The sequence below is a fragment of the Halomicrobium katesii DSM 19301 genome (assembly GCF_000379085.1).
Taxonomy (GTDB): domain Archaea; phylum Halobacteriota; class Halobacteria; order Halobacteriales; family Haloarculaceae; genus Halomicrobium; species Halomicrobium katesii.
Map to the genome: position 1 here is coordinate 1,566,603 of NZ_KB905378.1, position 14,259 is coordinate 1,580,861.

Genomic DNA, 14,259 nt, shown 5'->3' on the forward strand with positions numbered 1-14,259 from the left:
TCCGGGACTCAATTACATGCTGTCAATAGCATCACTCACCGCTGACGTTCTATCGCCACTCCATTTCGGGGTTTCACTGTCCGATAGTCTGCTTATCATTGCGCTCAGTGCAGGTACAGTGTTCTCGATACTCGTCGCGTTGCTCTCGTTCGTCGCGTTCGCGAGGCGTCGGACGATGTCGTATCTTCTCATTGCAGTCGCGTTCTCGACATTCCTCGGAAAGACCGGTCTAGGACTTACGTACCTGATAGGACGTATGAACTCCGAGATGCACCACTCGTTCGAGCATTCGCTTGATGTCGTCATGATGGCACTCGTACTTGCTGCAGTGTACTACGCTCGGTCGCAGGAGAGTCAAAAGCTCGGCTCTGACTGACGACCAGAGTGAGCCAGTTCACGGGAACTTCGATTATTGGACCAGTACACCTACTCTAATCGGGATGTGAATTTGGAGTATGGACGAACTCTCGACTCCCACACGACGCAGACTCTTACACGTCCTCGGTGGAACGTTGCTCGTTGGACTGGCAGGCTGTGCCGGTGACGATCCTCAGTACGAGGACCTTCAGGGACCAGTTCCTGATGAGTACCAAACAGCGACTTCTCAGGGTGAGACTGAGCGCTCCGCGGGAAACCTCCAATCGAAAGCAGGTGTCAACTACCACGATGCACAGGGGGCTGCCACCTGCGAGAACTGTATCCCCTATATCTGCGATAAGAACGACGATGGTCTCGGTGCCTGTAGCCTCGTCGAAGGTTACATCGAGCCGAACGCGTGGTGTACTATCTATGCGAGACACACCGGATAGCCCCGAGAGTCTGGCAGCTATAGTAACAATTGAAATGATTCACACACCGATCGCACGACTGCAGTGCGATTAGTGTGTAAATCGTTTCAATTATTACTACAGGAGAATTAAATCTGAGCGCTGCCAACGTATGATATCACTATTGACGGGACTGAAAAGAGAGTCGTTCGGTATGGAGGTGGAGGGGTCGCCATGCTTGCCTACAGATCGTGAGGGTGCATTCGTTAGTTGGACCAGAATCACCATACCACCACGCTTTGTCTCTCGAATTGTTGTATGAGACCGAAGCAATCGACACCAGTCGATAAAGAGGCAGAAACTAAAACCACGACGCGACGGCGCTACGTCAAGGGAACGCTCGGTGCTGCTGCTGCCGTCGCGGCTATTCCCAGCCTAAGTGGCGTGGCAGCCGCACACTTTCCCCTCGAACTCGATATCGATATTCAACCCGAGAACGCAGAGAACTTTATCGACGTAGACCAACACGAATCAGTGCCAGTTGCCGTCCATCGGTCAGAGTTTCTCAACGGTGATGATGAACGAGAGACGTTCGACCCCACAGACGAACCCGTACGTTATCGCTTTGGGTCACAGTCTACAGTCGAAGATGGTGGGGGCGCACGGCCAGAAGACGATGGGGTAGTTCGTGAGTTCGAGGGCCACGCCGGCGGGAGCCATGAGGCGCTAGTGCTAACATTCCCTGTTGACGAGATGGGATTCGACGGCAGAGAAGAGACGGGGTTGCTCTACTGGGAGCGTGATGAGTCAGGGGAACACGGCTACTCTGGTACGGAGTCCGTCAGCATCTATGGTACAGAGCCGACCGATCAAGACCTCCTTGATTTGCTGAGACGTTTGTTGAGTCAACGAACCAGTTATCCAGGGAGACGGCCCTGAACCCGTTGTATCGTCGTTTAGACGCCCTCTAAAACGCTTTAGCTGAACAGGTTCACATATCGCCAGAGACGGACTGAACCCGACTGCACTGACTGGCTGGATCACTGTCGCGTCTCCTCTTCTCAACGATATAGCCATCTGTAATCCCAGACAAGGCTGTCTCGTCACGCACCGAGGGGCTGGTAGATCGGTGGTTCGATATGGGGAACCTGAATCCCGAACAGCGCGAGACTGTGTACAATTGGCATCAGCCCGAGGAACAGGAACGCCACCCCAAGCGCACGGTGGAGTCGCTGACGGTTGGTCGCATCGACCGACTGGACGATCGTTCCGTAGATGAAGAGCGTAGGGAACGTCCCTAGTAGTCCGAGAACACCGAGCGTGAGGACGCCAGCGAGCGGAGAGTCGCGCGCGAACGCGTACAGGTAGGCCGGGTAGAGAAGCGGGCACGGGAGCAAGCCGTGGATGAGTCCCAGCCCGACGATGCCTGGGCCCTGGGCCCACCCGTCGATACGTGATTGGAGCGTTCCGAAGACGCCGGCGAGTCGCCCCACAATTGGGAGTTCAATACTGCTTCCGTGGCTGCCGTGTCTCCCGCTCACGTATCGGAGGCCGGTCCCGACAATCAGGAGGCCGATGACCAACCCGATCGTTGCGCGTACGGCACCGCTGAATACTAGGACGGCCGACGAAGCATCGAACACGAATGCGCCTGCAAGTCCGAAGAGCCCGCCCAACGCGGCATAACTCACTGTTCGACCACTGTTGAACAGGAGGTGTTGGCGGAGTTCCCAAAACGTAACTCCAGACCGCTCGGGGCTACTGATTGCACTTCCCCCGAACTGTTTGGCGTACATCGTCACCAGAGGGCCACACATCCCGAGGCAGTGTGCCCCACCGAGAAGACCGATCAAAAAGAACGCAGAGAGCTCGATCTGCTCGGACGTTACTATCCCCGTGTGGAGTATCACTGACGAAAGCGTCTCAGTCGCTGGAGCACCGAGTGTTATTCTGTCACCACTAGATAGTCTGAGTTCTAGCCCACTATTTCGTCTCTATGATTATAAGAACATCATCCGAATCCTGGCGAGCGAGAACGGGCCAGGAGTACGCGGGGACGTGTATTCGAGACCCGAACCAGATACCCCAAATGTTCGAGACCCTAACGACCGATTATGCACAGACGAACGTTTCTCAGGTCGACCGGAGCGCTCGGAGCGATCGGTGGACTCGCCGGATGTCTCGGGAGCGTTGGCCTCGGCGATTCGAATCCTGACGTCGCTCTCGGGGAACCGGATCGGGAATTCGAGAGTAGTGACGTTCCGTATCCGGCATGGGGCGAACAGATTCCGGACGTAACTGTCCCCGCACCAGTCGAGTCCAGAGAGATTCGTCTGCGTGACATCGAGACACCGTCACTCCTCACGTTCTTTTACAGTCATTGCCAGACCGTCTGTCCCGTCCTCATCTCGACACAGCGAAGTATCCAGGCCCACGCGCAGAACAACGGGTACAGTGATGCCGTCTCGTTCTTCCCGACGACGTTCGACCCCGCCCGTGACACTGCCGATCGCCTTCGGACGTACGCCGACGACATGAACGTCGACGCCGATCACGAGAACTGGCACTTCCTCCGGCCAGCCTCGAAGGAGCGAGCCAAGGCTGTCGTACAGGACCAGTTCGGCGTCGCCTTCGAGCGTACCGAACCCGAGGACATGGACATGTACATGTTCACACACTCGGCCATGACGCTGCTGGTCAACGCCGACGGGTTCGTCGAGCGCGCCTATCGCTCGAAGTCGCCGGACGAGGGAACCATCATCGCCGACCTGAAGACGGTGAGAAACGCGTGAACCGTCGGCAGGCCGTTGCCGCGATCGCAGGGCTCGGACTTACCGGGGGAAGTCTGTGGGTTACCCAAAACGGTCTGCCAGACATGAACTCTCAAGGGAACGAGCGGCTTCCAATTCGCGTTGAGACCCTGGACGCACGCGGTTCGACGGCCGGCGAAGCGGTCGTCCCGACACCAGATACCGTCACCGTGGTCGATCTCTTCGCCACGTGGTGTGCCCCTTGCGACGACCAGCTCGAGATTCTGAACGCAGTTCAGCCAGATTATGACGAGGTATCGTTCATCTCCGTGACAAACGAACGCCCGAGCGAGACGCTAACGAGAGCCGACATTGCCGAGTGGTGGAATCGCAACGACGGTGCCTGGACCGTCGGCTTGGATCCTGGGAGCGAGCTGCTGGCGGCGCTCGGAGCGGGCGGGCTGCCCTACGTCACCATCACCGACGAGGACGGAACCATCGAGTTCGGTCACAGCGGGCTCGCTGGAGAGAAAACACTCCGAGACCAGCTCGATTCACTGGTGTAAAATGGTCGAAACTGCAGTCGTTGGGGCGCTGGCCTTCGCTGCAAGCGCTGGCGTCGCGACGTTCTTCGCCCCATGTGCGTTCCCGCTTCTTCCGGGCTACGTGGGGTACTACCTGAGCGAGAAAGAGGAGGATACGGGGATGCTCGCACCTGCTGGTGCCGCTGCCGGAGGCGCTCTCGGTGCTCTCGCCGTCGTCGCGCTGCTCGTCCTGGCGGTGGGTCGGCCAGTGAAGACCGCACTGCCGGTACTCGAACCGGTTATCGGTGCTGGGCTGGTCGCCTTCGGCCTCGTGACACTCCTGGACCGAGGGCCGGAACTCCGCGTCCCGCTTCCCGAACGGCCGGTGTCAGTAACCGGATTCGGTGTGTTCGGTGCCGTGTATGCGGTTGCCGCAGCAGGCTGTGTGGTGCCACTCCTCTTCGGCGTAATCACCCAAGCGCTCGCATTGCCGGTCCAGTCGAGTGCCCTCGTACTGGCCGTGTATGCCCTCGGGGTGACGCTCCCACTCGTTGGAGTGACGTTGCTCGCGGGCGTCGGAATCGACTCCTGGCGTTCCTTGGGAAAGTACTCGAGACAGGTCCAACAGATTGCGGCCGTAGTGATGATATTGGCCGGTGGTGGGCAGATATACCTCGCAGTGTTCGAACTGGGAGTTCTGTGACGGGACCAGGAATCAAAAGGAGCACTCAGGCCGCTACAGAGCCCTCGTTTCGGGAGATTTTCACTCGCCAAGTTGCCACCGCGAGTATCGTCGCCAGTATCGTCAGCGCAACGACGCCCGCGGCTCCAATCTCGTGTGCTGCAGAGACGTGCTGGACGGTGCCGTTCACGACCGGTTCGACTGGCAATAGGGAGTGGTGCGGTGTTCCGACAATCGGGACGAAGTAGTCGACGTGGTCGTTGAACCCATACCAGGCCACGGCAACGAGAGTCGCTCGACCAGGAAAGTCACTGTACCGATGGATGAGGAACGCTTGAACGACCATACTCAGGTGCGAGACGAACAGGAAGGCGTACATCGCGTCCGCAGCGAGTGCTTGTCCCAGCAGTGGAACGACCTGTGGTGGTGGCGAGACCGTCGCGAGAAGTCGACCGCACGACGACATGTGGGCGATCTGGTAAAGACCTACGACTTTCCGTATCAGTCGTGTGCTCCGCCATCAGGCGAGGGTGTCTGTGCGGTTTCCAGATCGTTACCTTGCGTGAGGAGCGACACGAGATCCGCTTCCGTCACGGGCTGTGCGCTCGCATCGAGCCCCGCATCGCGAGCCACACGGACTGCACTCGGTGGGTGAAGGTTCGCTTCCGCCAACAGTGCGTCGTCGTAGAACACTTCACGGGGCGTCCCGCTTCCGACGACGTTGCCGTCGGCCATCACACAGACGCGAGTCGCGACCGTTGCGGCGAAGTCGAGGTCGTGCGTCGACAGGACGACACTGATGCCCTCCTCGTGAATCTGCTCGATGCGGTCGGCGACCAGTCGGGACCGCTCTGGATCGAGCCCTGCGAGGGGTTCGTCCAGCACGACCACGCTCGGTTCGAGCACCAGTACACCGGCGAGGCCGACGAGGCGTTTCTCGCCACCGCTCAGGTAGTGCGGGATCCGGTCTTCGAGGTGGCTCGCGTCGACGGTCGCGAGCGCCTCACGAGCGCGCGCTCTCGCTTCGTCACCGGGAACGCCGTAGTTCTGGAGGCCGAACAGCACGTCATCGAGGACCGTGGGCGCGACGAGTTGCGTATCGGCGTCCTGGAAGACGAAGCCGACTTCCTTCCGCGCGTGTGTCTTATCGTCTTCAGTGATCGGCGTGCCGTCGACGACGAGCTCGCCGTCGTCGGGAACGAGCGTCGCGTTCAGGTGTTCCAGCAGCGTCGACTTCCCCGCGCCGTTGCCCCCGACCAGGGCGACGACCTCGTCGGGATACACCGAGAAGTCGACATCGTGCATCCCGACGGTCCCGTCGGGGTACGTGTGGGCCTCACACTGGAGGTCGACCAGCGGTGCATCGTCTCGACTCACACTCTCACCCCGTAGACCGCGACTGCTGCGTAGCCGAGGATAGCGACGTACGACCCGACCACGACGAATAGTTCGTGGATCGGTGGCCGCGAGACATCGCCATACAGTGTGATGTCGCCGTTGTAGCCACGGGCTTCCATCGACTTGACGAGCCGTTCGGACTGCTCGATCGCCGACAGCATCGTCATGCCGAGGATTCTCGCGTACAGCCGTTTGTTCGACCAGAACTCCGAGAAGTTCGCACCTCGGGAGAGCGCGGCTTTCACCAGGTCCTCCAGCGTCTCGATCATGACGAACGTGAACCGATAGGTCAAGAGCGCGATCTGGTCGATCGGTCGCGGGAGCAACCGGCCGAGCATGTACGCGACGTCCGTGTATTTGGTCGTCATCGACGCCGTCAGCGTGAACGTGACGACCGTGAGCGATCGACAGCTGAGCTCGGCGAAGAGCACGAGTCCGTCCCACGTGACCGAGAGGTCGCCGAGCGGCGTCGGAAGTGCGCCACCGATCGGCGTCCCCGGTTCGAGAAACGCCAGCGGTCCAGCGACGGAGACGATGAACAGCATCGGGAGCGTGTACCAGCCGGCGAGCCGTCGATACGGCAGCCCCGAGAGTCCGTAGACGACGAGGACTACCCCGTACAGTCCGGCCAACAGCGCGAGGCGGTCGAACACCGTAACTGCGAGAACGAGTGCGCCGACGATACCGACCTTCGTCCATGGATTGACGCGGTGCAACGGTCCGTCTCGCCGTTCGGCGAACGCCGTGATGAGCCGCGGGTCGGGAACGTGGTTCGAGAGTGTCGTCACGGTCACCGAGCCGCGCGTTCGCCGTCCTCGAAGCCGCCGTAGCGGTCGACGTAGACGTACAGCCCGACGCCGAGTACGGCCAGAAGAGCGACGATAGCGCCGAATTCGAGCATCATCCCGCCCTTCCGAATGGGGCCAGCCACCACGATACCGCGACCGAAGTCGACGAGCGAACCACCGCCCTCCCGCACACCGCGCTGGAGGGCCTTCGCGGATCGCTTTGCCCACGGCAGGGCACCGCCGGTCGCAGTGAAGCCCCAGTAGCCGGCGGCGAGAAAGGCCGCGAACAGACCGAGGAGTCCGCCGTACTGCTTCCAGCGCTGCATCAGGCGGTCACCCCGGTCGGCTCCTCTTGAGTGTCACGGTCAACGAGACCGACGAGGTCGGGGCGCACGGAGGCGAGGAACTGAACGATGAAGCCCGTGAGCAGGCCTTCGATGACGGCCACGCCGAGGTTGAGCCCGACGAGTCCGCCGACGGCGATGGTGAGGTCACCGCGCGGCAGCGCGCTCCCGTTCACGCCGCTGACGACGATGATCGCACCCATCAGGAACGCGCCTGCCGAGAGGCCGAGTGTCGCCGCGCTCGCGCTGGCGGGGAAGACGTCCCAGTCCATTCCCAGAAGCGTCTTGAACGCGTAGTAGGCGACGATGGCCTCGCTCGCGTTGACGAGCGTATTCGCGCCGAGCAGGCCGACTGCACCGTGGCCGAGCGCCGCCGAGAAGATGTTCACGACCAGCGCGATGAGTGCCCCGAGTAGCGGCCCTGCGAGAATCCCCACGAGGCCGGTGAGGTTCATGTGGATGCCACCCCAGACGGGAATGTTCAACTGGAAGATCGCGAAACTCGCGGCCGCGCCGATACCGGCGAGGGCAATCTGGTGAGTCTCGATACCGCCCTTCCGAATGCGCCGGACAACGGCGCTAACGAGTACAGTTCCGAGCAACGTCCACAGGATCAGTGCCCATAGCGGAAACGACCCTTCTCCGAGGTGTATGTGTGCCATCTCTATATTGCCAATCTCAACTGGAATTATAATAAAGTTGCTGTACTAGCTCAATTCCGATAACAATCCTGGCATAGAGTTACGATATATATTGATATCGAAGGAGTCAAGTTTCGTCGGTGCAAGTGATTTCGAACCTAACGCTCGTTGATCTGTGCGTTCATGACATCGACGGGGACGACCGTGTATTCGACTGAGACCGACTCGTCTGCTCCTCGAACGGTCCCGATAAATCGCAGGGCGTCGTCGTACGGTGCTTCGATGACGAACGTCTCGACACAGCCGGCGTTCCCTTCGAGGCAGTTGTGGGAGTTCGACCGGATCGACGCTTCGAATTCGTGGCGAATATCCATCATCTGGCGTTCGATCTCCGGTTCGTCGTATCCGAAGACAGCAGTAACTGTCGCCAGTACCCGCCGATCCACGTCGTCTGGCTCTTGGTACTCTTCGAGTAGTGACTGGCACGCTTCGCGGATGACCTCACTCCGGCCGGTGTAGCCGTGTTCTTCCGCAAACGTATCGAGATCGTCCCGGAGTCGCTCCGTCATCGAGGAACTCACGATGGGCATGTATTAAAAATTGTCTCGGAGATAATAGAGATAGTGATACAGTGGGTTGCTATTAATAAACCCACCTCCAGAGAGTGTCACTCGATAGTATCGATCGGACTTCCGAGCTCGTCCCTGATTCGCGCGACGTAGTCCACGAACTCACGAGATGTCCGTTCACGTGGGCGCTCTATGCCAATGGAGAACGTCGACTGCACGGATCCCGGCTCGGCGTCCATGACGACCACGCGATCAGCGAGGGTCACCGCCTCGTCGATGTCGTGGGTGACGAACACGACGGTCTGGCCGGTCTGTGCCCAGATGTCGAGTAATTCGGCGTGCAGACGGTCGCGCGTCCGAGCGTCGACGCTCCCGAACGGTTCGTCCATCAACAGAATCTCCGGGTCGGGAGCGAGGGCGCGAGCGATACCGACACGCTGTTTCATGCCGCCTGACAGCTCTTTCGGGTACGCGTCCTCGAACCCGTCGAGGCCCACCAGGTCGATCAATTCTCGAACCCGTGCCTCGCAGTCCGCACAGTCACACGCAGGCCGGTCGAGCCCGAACCGGACGTTCCCGCGGACGGTTCGCCAGGGAAACAGCGCGTACTCCTGAAAGACCATTCCACGGTCTAGTCCAGGACCGGTAACCGGGTCTCCACCGACCAGTATCGACCCACCGTCCGGGTCGTCGAGACCGGCGATCGCTCGCAACAGCGTCGTCTTTCCACACCCCGATGGACCGACGATACAGCAGAACTCACCCTCCCCGACCGAGAGCGAGACACCCTCGAGCGCCTGGGTCGAGTCGTACGCCCTGCTGACGTTCCGGACAGTGATCTTCTCGCGCGACTCCCGATCGACTGACGACTCGGAACTCAGCGCCACGCGAGAACCCTCCCTTCGAGAAGGCGAAACCCGACGTCCATACACAGGAACGCCAGGCTGATCAGGAACATGTACGCGACGCTGGTTGCCATCGCGAGGTTGTTGGAGGCGTTGATGATCTCGTACCCGACGCCGGGCGCGCCGAACAGCTCCGCGCCGACGACGATCATCCAGCACCGACCGATGCTCGTCCGGAACCCGGTCAACACCTGCGGAGCAGCGCTCGGGAGTGCAACGAGTTTCAGCATCGAGAGATCGCGTTCCACGCCGAGCGTCGACGCCGCATCGGTTAGGTCGGTTGAAACGCCCTCGACACCCCCATACGCGCCGTAGAAGTTGATCCAGAACGCCCCGACGAAGACGATGAACGCCGCGCCGGTGTGGTGGATGCCGAACCAGACGATGGCGAAGACGACCCACGCCAGCGGCGGGATCGGCCGCAGCACCCGGACGAGCGGCCGCAACCAGTCGTCGAGCGCACCGTTCCAGCCCATCGCCAGACCGAGACTGACCCCACAGCTCGCACCGAGGAGGAGGCCTGGAACGTAGTGGAACAGCGTCTCCGTGAGATGTGCAAGTCCGGTCGGTAGCACCAGATCCGATCCCGAGACGGGGACGACGATCGCGGTCGTGGTCGCGAACAGGTCGATGAACGCGCGCACCGAATCGAGCGGTCCCGGCACGAGATACGACGGCTGGGTCGTCATCGCGCCAACCCACCAGACGAGCAGGAACACGAGGAGACCGCCCAGGCCGCGCAGATACCGCCGTGGGTCTCCCTCGAAACTGCCGGCGACTACCGCGCTAGAACGGGTGTCGGTCTGCGTGCTCATTCTTGAATAGCGTCGTAAGGGTCGAACGCGAACAGGTCCTCAGTTGCGACCGGTTCTTCGATGTTCCCGACGTTGGCGGCGAATTCACCCATCGTCGCGGCCTGCTCGGTGATCGCGTGCGGGTTCGAGAAGAAATCCGACGCCTGTGAGTCGATAGCCGCCGTCGCAAGCTCCTCGCTCACGCCGGAGCCGATCACCGATGCGGCGTGGGCGGCGGCGACATCCGGTGAGTCTGCTGTGAACTCGGTCGCCGCTGTGTGCTGTTCGACCAGCGATTGGGCGACGTCGCTGTCGTCGAGGACTCGCTGGTTCGCGAACAGCACCGTAACTGGGTGGTTCTCCAGAATGTTTCCGGACCAGGCGAGTTCGCCGAAGCCGTCGTTCTGGTCGATGATCGTCGCGAACGGCTCCTGGATGATCGTCGCGTCGATATCGCCCGACTGGATCGTCTGGACTGCCTTCGCTGGCGGGACTTTCGACTTGTCGATGACGGACTCCATCTCACCGGCATCGAGGTCCTCCTGGGTCCAGTACCGGAGGACGATGTCGGGAACGCTCCCGTCCGGTGGGGCACCGAATCGGACCTTTCGATCGTGCTCTTCCTCGAAGCGGTCGAACATGGCTGGCCCTTCCTGATCGTAGAGAGCAGCGAGTTCGGTTGTCCCCACAACCTTGAAGCCATTTCTCGAGTTTGCCGCGAGGACGCCGGCGTCGGTGCCCTTGTCGACGAGGACCATCGCAGGAGTAATCCCGAAGAGCGCAACGTCGACGTCTCCGCTCGCGAACGCCTTGACCACACTGGGACCGGAGCTGAATCGCTCTACTGTGACGTCTGCTGGAACGTCCTCGTAGTAGCCCTCTCGTTCCATCACGTAGTGTTGCATGTTCGGATAGATCGGGACGTACGCGACCGTGACAGAATCGAGTGACGCACCGCCCTCACCGAGACAGCCAGCGATTCCTGCCGTAGCAATCGTGGTTGCCCCCGTCTGGAGCAGCCTTCGGCGCGAGATGTGACCCATCTGTGTTGCTAACTCTATATCCGATTCTAATAATACCTGTGATTTACGAGTAGAAGGTTAATACTAGTGGGGTTAGGAGTGTAGATGTCGCTAGGGTTGGCGTGAATACAGCGAGGGAGGGAGAACAGAATCAGTCCATGTCGGCCAGCGGGCCGAAGTCATCCACCGGCAGCACTGAGTAGTCGATCGTGAGCGTGTCCTTCGTCGCTCGGATCTTCCCGACGAACGTCGATATCTCTTCGAGCGACCCTTCCAACACGAACAGTTCCATGCAATGATGGCCGCCGACGTGACTATGGAAGTTCGAAGCGACGATGCCCTCGTGCTCGTGACGCAGGTGCATCATCTTCTCCTCGACGCTTGTTGTTTGGTAATCGAAAAGTACTGTGACGACGCCCATCAAGTCTCGATCTTCGAGTTTCGTATCCTCGAACTCACCGAGAAGGTTTCGACTCGCCTCACGAAGCACTTCACTGCGACCAGTATAGCCGTGATCGTCTGCGAACTGGTCGATTCGATTAAGCAACTCCTCCGGCATCGAGACGCTGACCACACTCATATAACAACATATCCGGTACAAAATATTAAAGATTATCATCTACAGCTGCGTCATTAGAGTGATCGGGATAGGCCCTCCAACGATAGTGGAACACGGACATTCTAAGACACACCGAGTTGTTTCGGAATTTCGAAGGGTTACTGGAACGAATTTCAGGGTTAGTCGAAAGCTCGTAACGGGTTTTGTTGGATTTGAGATAACAGAAGGCGCAGATCAATACCATCCTCCGTGGTTGTGAGGAAGCGTCTCTTTATCGAGGGCATCGATCTGGGTGCGTCAGTTGCGACGTCACCAGCTTCGATATGTGAATAACGCTCTCTCATCATCTCCTCAGAGTTATCCAAGTAACGAGCAGCGACTGTATGCCCGAATGCGCGGACAAGCACCTCGCCCATTCCACGCCGGCCACCGTGTGGAGCAAGATAATCGTGTTTCGGATGATCGATATTGATCTCTGCGGTCTCCGAGAGCCGTTGGAGAATCGACCGTGCGCCGCCCGTCGTAAGACCACCACCACTGGAGTCTGATGACTGTGTTTCAAGCCCTGATCCCAGTGCTATCTGCAGATTCAACAGAGCACCGCCGGCACAACGGTGGCCGCTCCCGTGTTTCAGTCCCGTACCGAGTTTCGACCGCGTCTCGACATAATGGCCACTCTTCGAGAGGCATCCGGTTGCTGTTCTCGGTCGTCGGGAATCGTTAGTCGCCCCTCGATGCGGATTCGGTCGTATCGATGCTGCCCATCTCGGGTGTCTCTTCCTCGCCGAAGGCGGTCTGGAGTTTCCCGAGCACGACGGCGACGACGTAAATCGCGACCGCGACGAGAACGATAACGCCCCCGGCGGTCGCTTCACCGTAGTACGACGCTCCGATGCCGAGAACGACTGCCAGTTCGGCGAGCACGACCGAGATCAGGAGGGATTCGTTGAAGCTCCGCGCGACCTGACTCGCGCCGGCCACGGGCACGACGAGCATCGCAGCGACCAGGATGACGCCCATGATCTGCATCGCGCCGACGACGACCATCGCAGTCAGCATCACCGTGATGCGGTTGTACCAGCTCACCGAGAGACCCGACACCGCAGCAGCCGTCTCGTCGAAGGTGACGTACAGTAGCTGGTTGCGTGTGAGCCCGATCACGCCGATGATGATGCCGAACAGCGCCAGCAGTATCGCCGCACTCTCGTTCGAGACGGTGGACAGGTTGCCGAAGAGGAACTGATTCACGCCGACAGCGAGCCCGCCTGCGTTGATGCTGATCAGTGTCGTCCCCAGCGCGAAGCCCGTCGAGAGCACGATCGCCATCGAGACGTCGTTGTAGGCGTCTGTCGCCTCCGAGATGAGCTCGATGAGCAGGGCTGCGATCATCGCGACGACGACGGCCGTCAGATACGGCGAGACCCCCAGGTCGATGACGGCGTTCAGGAACAGTCCGACCGCGACGCCGGCGAATCCGGTGTGGGCGAGTGCGTCACCGATGAGCGCGAGCTGGCGGTGGACCAGAAACGTCCCGATCAGCGGTGCCATCACGCCGATACAGAGCCCGACCAGGATCGCCCGATGCATGAACCCGTACCGCAGGATTTCGAGGCCTGTCTGGCCGGCGAGCCACGACAGAACCTCCGACCAGGACGCCAGAATCCAGTACAGCGGCTCGAACACGGGGTCGAGCAGTCCCACTCGAAGCGGCAGGGCAGCGAGGTGAATCATCGAGACCCACCCAGCAGGTTCGCGGTGGTGCCGAATGCGCGGGCCAGAGAGTCGCTCTCGACGAACTCGGAGGCCGGTCCGTCGAAGTAGACCTCTCGGTTGAGACAGACGACGCGTTCGGCGTGTTCGGTGACCGCACCCAGGTCGTGCTCGATGAGTACGACTGTGATACCGTCGCCGTTCAGCGAATCCAGGAGGTCGTAGAACGCCTCGACGGACTCCATGTCGACGCCGACGGTCGGCTCGTCGAGCACGAGCAGGTCAGCCTCACCGGCGAGCGCGCGGGCGATGAATGCCCGCTGGCGCTGACCGCCCGACAGCTGTGTCACGCGGCGATCGGCGAACGCCGTCATGCCGACGGTGGCAAGCGCCTCGTCTACGATGTCCCAGTCCGCACTGGAGAGACGACCGAAGCCGACGTGTGGGAACCGACCCATCTTGACTACTTCGCGGACGGTGATCGGCATCTCTTTGGACGCGCTGGCGTGCTGGGCGACGTAGCCGAGACGGGAGCCGTCGTCGAACTCGTGGGCGGGTTCGCCGAAGAGCCGAGCAACCCCCTCGTCCGGTCGAACCAGCCCCAGCATCAACGTCATCAGCGTCGACTTTCCCGACCCGTTCGGACCGACGATCGCAACGTACTCACCGGGGTCGATCCGAAGCGAGACGTCCGCGACGACTGGGGTAGACGTGTACCCGAAGTCGACGCCGGACAGTTCGATGATCGACTCGGTACTGTCGGTCGATTCCGAGCTCGTGGTGTTCTCGGAGGTGTGTGTGCGCAT

The 14,259-nt window shown here is 60.4% G+C and carries 18 protein-coding genes and 2 pseudogenes; 6 read left to right on the top strand and 14 right to left on the bottom strand.

Going from position 1 to position 14,259, the window contains the following annotated elements; genetic code table 11:
* Positions 1 to 16: 16 nt before the first annotated feature.
* The 3 genes from HALKA_RS0108415 (at position 17) to HALKA_RS20360 (ending at position 1,706) form a co-directional block, all read left to right on the top strand.
* Positions 17 to 376: a DUF7471 family protein gene (locus HALKA_RS0108415; RefSeq protein WP_026190227.1), complete on the top strand. Its 360-nt coding sequence runs from the start codon at positions 17 to 19 to the stop codon at positions 374 to 376.
* A gap of 79 nt (positions 377 to 455) precedes the next feature.
* Positions 456 to 809, top strand: a complete 354-nt coding sequence (locus HALKA_RS20355) for a high-potential iron-sulfur protein (RefSeq protein ID WP_080505811.1) — start codon at positions 456 to 458, stop codon at positions 807 to 809.
* Positions 810 to 1,085: 276 nt separating this feature from the next.
* Positions 1,086 to 1,706 (top strand): hypothetical protein, encoded by a 621-nt coding sequence (locus HALKA_RS20360; RefSeq protein ID WP_245545367.1) that lies wholly within the window; start codon positions 1,086 to 1,088, stop codon positions 1,704 to 1,706.
* A gap of 164 nt (positions 1,707 to 1,870) precedes the next feature.
* Here the strand turns inward: HALKA_RS20360 and HALKA_RS0108430 are convergent, their stop codons facing one another.
* Entirely contained in the window at positions 1,871 to 2,677 is an 807-nt protein-coding gene (locus HALKA_RS0108430; RefSeq protein WP_018257561.1) for a sulfite exporter TauE/SafE family protein, read from the bottom strand.
* Positions 2,678 to 2,881: 204 nt separating this feature from the next.
* Here HALKA_RS0108430 and HALKA_RS0108435 point away from each other — a divergent pair, with 204 nt between their 5' ends.
* The 3 genes from HALKA_RS0108435 to HALKA_RS0108445 are packed head-to-tail and all read left to right on the top strand — an operon-like array spanning position 2,882 to position 4,744.
* On the top strand, positions 2,882 to 3,559 hold the full coding sequence (locus HALKA_RS0108435) for an SCO family protein (protein ID WP_018257562.1): 678 nt from the start codon (positions 2,882 to 2,884) through the stop codon (positions 3,557 to 3,559).
* Positions 3,556 to 4,083: a TlpA family protein disulfide reductase gene (locus HALKA_RS0108440; protein ID WP_026190228.1), complete on the top strand. Its 528-nt coding sequence runs from the start codon at positions 3,556 to 3,558 to the stop codon at positions 4,081 to 4,083. The genes HALKA_RS0108435 and HALKA_RS0108440 overlap by 4 nt, the downstream gene beginning before the upstream one ends.
* A gap of 1 nt (position 4,084) precedes the next feature.
* Positions 4,085 to 4,744, top strand: coding sequence for a sulfite exporter TauE/SafE family protein (locus HALKA_RS0108445; RefSeq protein ID WP_018257564.1), 660 nt, complete (start codon positions 4,085 to 4,087; stop codon positions 4,742 to 4,744).
* A gap of 25 nt (positions 4,745 to 4,769) precedes the next feature.
* Here HALKA_RS0108445 and HALKA_RS19425 read toward each other — a convergent pair.
* From HALKA_RS19425 to HALKA_RS0108510, 13 genes and pseudogenes are all read right to left on the bottom strand, one after another.
* A pseudogene (locus HALKA_RS19425) lies at positions 4,770 to 5,105 on the bottom strand (DUF1405 domain-containing protein); the annotation flags it as partial.
* Positions 5,106 to 5,224: 119 nt separating this feature from the next.
* Positions 5,225 to 6,028, bottom strand: coding sequence for an energy-coupling factor ABC transporter ATP-binding protein (locus tag HALKA_RS0108455; RefSeq protein ID WP_080505841.1), 804 nt, complete (start codon positions 6,026 to 6,028; stop codon positions 5,225 to 5,227).
* A 68-nt stretch (positions 6,029 to 6,096) separates the two neighbouring features.
* Positions 6,097 to 6,909, bottom strand: coding sequence for an energy-coupling factor transporter transmembrane component T family protein (locus tag HALKA_RS0108460; RefSeq protein WP_026190229.1), 813 nt, complete (start codon positions 6,907 to 6,909; stop codon positions 6,097 to 6,099).
* A gap of 2 nt (positions 6,910 to 6,911) precedes the next feature.
* The gene (locus HALKA_RS0108465; RefSeq protein WP_018257568.1) at positions 6,912 to 7,235 is read right to left on the bottom strand and encodes a hypothetical protein; all 324 of its coding nucleotides are present in this window, start codon (positions 7,233 to 7,235) and stop codon (positions 6,912 to 6,914) included.
* On the bottom strand, positions 7,235 to 7,915 hold the full coding sequence (locus HALKA_RS0108470; RefSeq protein WP_018257569.1) for an energy-coupling factor ABC transporter permease: 681 nt from the start codon (positions 7,913 to 7,915) through the stop codon (positions 7,235 to 7,237). The genes HALKA_RS0108465 and HALKA_RS0108470 overlap by 1 nt, the downstream gene beginning before the upstream one ends.
* A gap of 137 nt (positions 7,916 to 8,052) precedes the next feature.
* On the bottom strand, positions 8,053 to 8,463 hold the full coding sequence (locus HALKA_RS0108475) for a CopG family ribbon-helix-helix protein (RefSeq protein ID WP_018257570.1): 411 nt from the start codon (positions 8,461 to 8,463) through the stop codon (positions 8,053 to 8,055).
* A gap of 98 nt (positions 8,464 to 8,561) precedes the next feature.
* Positions 8,562 to 9,350 (bottom strand): ABC transporter ATP-binding protein, encoded by a 789-nt coding sequence (locus tag HALKA_RS0108480; protein WP_018257571.1) that lies wholly within the window; start codon positions 9,348 to 9,350, stop codon positions 8,562 to 8,564.
* Positions 9,341 to 10,183 (bottom strand): ABC transporter permease, encoded by an 843-nt coding sequence (locus HALKA_RS0108485; RefSeq protein WP_018257572.1) that lies wholly within the window; start codon positions 10,181 to 10,183, stop codon positions 9,341 to 9,343. The genes HALKA_RS0108480 and HALKA_RS0108485 overlap by 10 nt, the downstream gene beginning before the upstream one ends.
* Complete coding sequence (locus tag HALKA_RS0108490) at positions 10,180 to 11,205, bottom strand: ABC transporter substrate-binding protein (protein WP_018257573.1); 1,026 nt, start codon at positions 11,203 to 11,205, stop codon at positions 10,180 to 10,182. The genes HALKA_RS0108485 and HALKA_RS0108490 overlap by 4 nt, the downstream gene beginning before the upstream one ends.
* A gap of 130 nt (positions 11,206 to 11,335) precedes the next feature.
* Positions 11,336 to 11,764, bottom strand: a complete 429-nt coding sequence (locus tag HALKA_RS0108495; protein ID WP_018257574.1) for a CopG family ribbon-helix-helix protein — start codon at positions 11,762 to 11,764, stop codon at positions 11,336 to 11,338.
* A 158-nt stretch (positions 11,765 to 11,922) separates the two neighbouring features.
* A pseudogene (locus HALKA_RS21890) lies at positions 11,923 to 12,270 on the bottom strand (hypothetical protein); the annotation flags it as partial.
* A 193-nt stretch (positions 12,271 to 12,463) separates the two neighbouring features.
* A complete protein-coding gene (locus HALKA_RS0108505; protein ID WP_026190230.1) occupies positions 12,464 to 13,474 on the bottom strand; it encodes a metal ABC transporter permease in 1,011 nt (336 codons plus the stop codon).
* Positions 13,471 to 14,259 (bottom strand): metal ABC transporter ATP-binding protein, encoded by a 789-nt coding sequence (locus tag HALKA_RS0108510; RefSeq protein ID WP_018257577.1) that lies wholly within the window; start codon positions 14,257 to 14,259, stop codon positions 13,471 to 13,473. The genes HALKA_RS0108505 and HALKA_RS0108510 overlap by 4 nt, the downstream gene beginning before the upstream one ends.

Coding starts and splice junctions, on each gene's coding strand:
- HALKA_RS0108415 (WP_026190227.1), top strand. CDS start 17: ATGCTGTCAATAGCATCACTCACCGCTGACGTTCTATCGCCACTCCAT.
- HALKA_RS0108470 (WP_018257569.1), bottom strand. CDS start 7,915: ATGGCACACATACACCTCGGAGAAGGGTCGTTTCCGCTATGGGCACTG.
- HALKA_RS0108445 (WP_018257564.1), top strand. CDS start 4,085: ATGGTCGAAACTGCAGTCGTTGGGGCGCTGGCCTTCGCTGCAAGCGCT.
- HALKA_RS0108490 (WP_018257573.1), bottom strand. CDS start 11,205: ATGGGTCACATCTCGCGCCGAAGGCTGCTCCAGACGGGGGCAACCACG.
- HALKA_RS20360 (WP_245545367.1), top strand. CDS start 1,086: ATGAGACCGAAGCAATCGACACCAGTCGATAAAGAGGCAGAAACTAAA.
- HALKA_RS20355 (WP_080505811.1), top strand. CDS start 456: ATGGACGAACTCTCGACTCCCACACGACGCAGACTCTTACACGTCCTC.
- HALKA_RS0108435 (WP_018257562.1), top strand. CDS start 2,882: ATGCACAGACGAACGTTTCTCAGGTCGACCGGAGCGCTCGGAGCGATC.
- HALKA_RS0108495 (WP_018257574.1), bottom strand. CDS start 11,764: ATGAGTGTGGTCAGCGTCTCGATGCCGGAGGAGTTGCTTAATCGAATC.
- HALKA_RS0108455 (WP_080505841.1), bottom strand. CDS start 6,028: ATGCACGATGTCGACTTCTCGGTGTATCCCGACGAGGTCGTCGCCCTG.
- HALKA_RS0108475 (WP_018257570.1), bottom strand. CDS start 8,463: ATGACGGAGCGACTCCGGGACGATCTCGATACGTTTGCGGAAGAACAC.
- HALKA_RS0108485 (WP_018257572.1), bottom strand. CDS start 10,183: ATGAGCACGCAGACCGACACCCGTTCTAGCGCGGTAGTCGCCGGCAGT.
- HALKA_RS0108510 (WP_018257577.1), bottom strand. CDS start 14,259: ATGCGCACACACACCTCCGAGAACACCACGAGCTCGGAATCGACCGAC.
- HALKA_RS0108505 (WP_026190230.1), bottom strand. CDS start 13,474: ATGATTCACCTCGCTGCCCTGCCGCTTCGAGTGGGACTGCTCGACCCC.
- HALKA_RS0108465 (WP_018257568.1), bottom strand. CDS start 7,235: ATGCAGCGCTGGAAGCAGTACGGCGGACTCCTCGGTCTGTTCGCGGCC.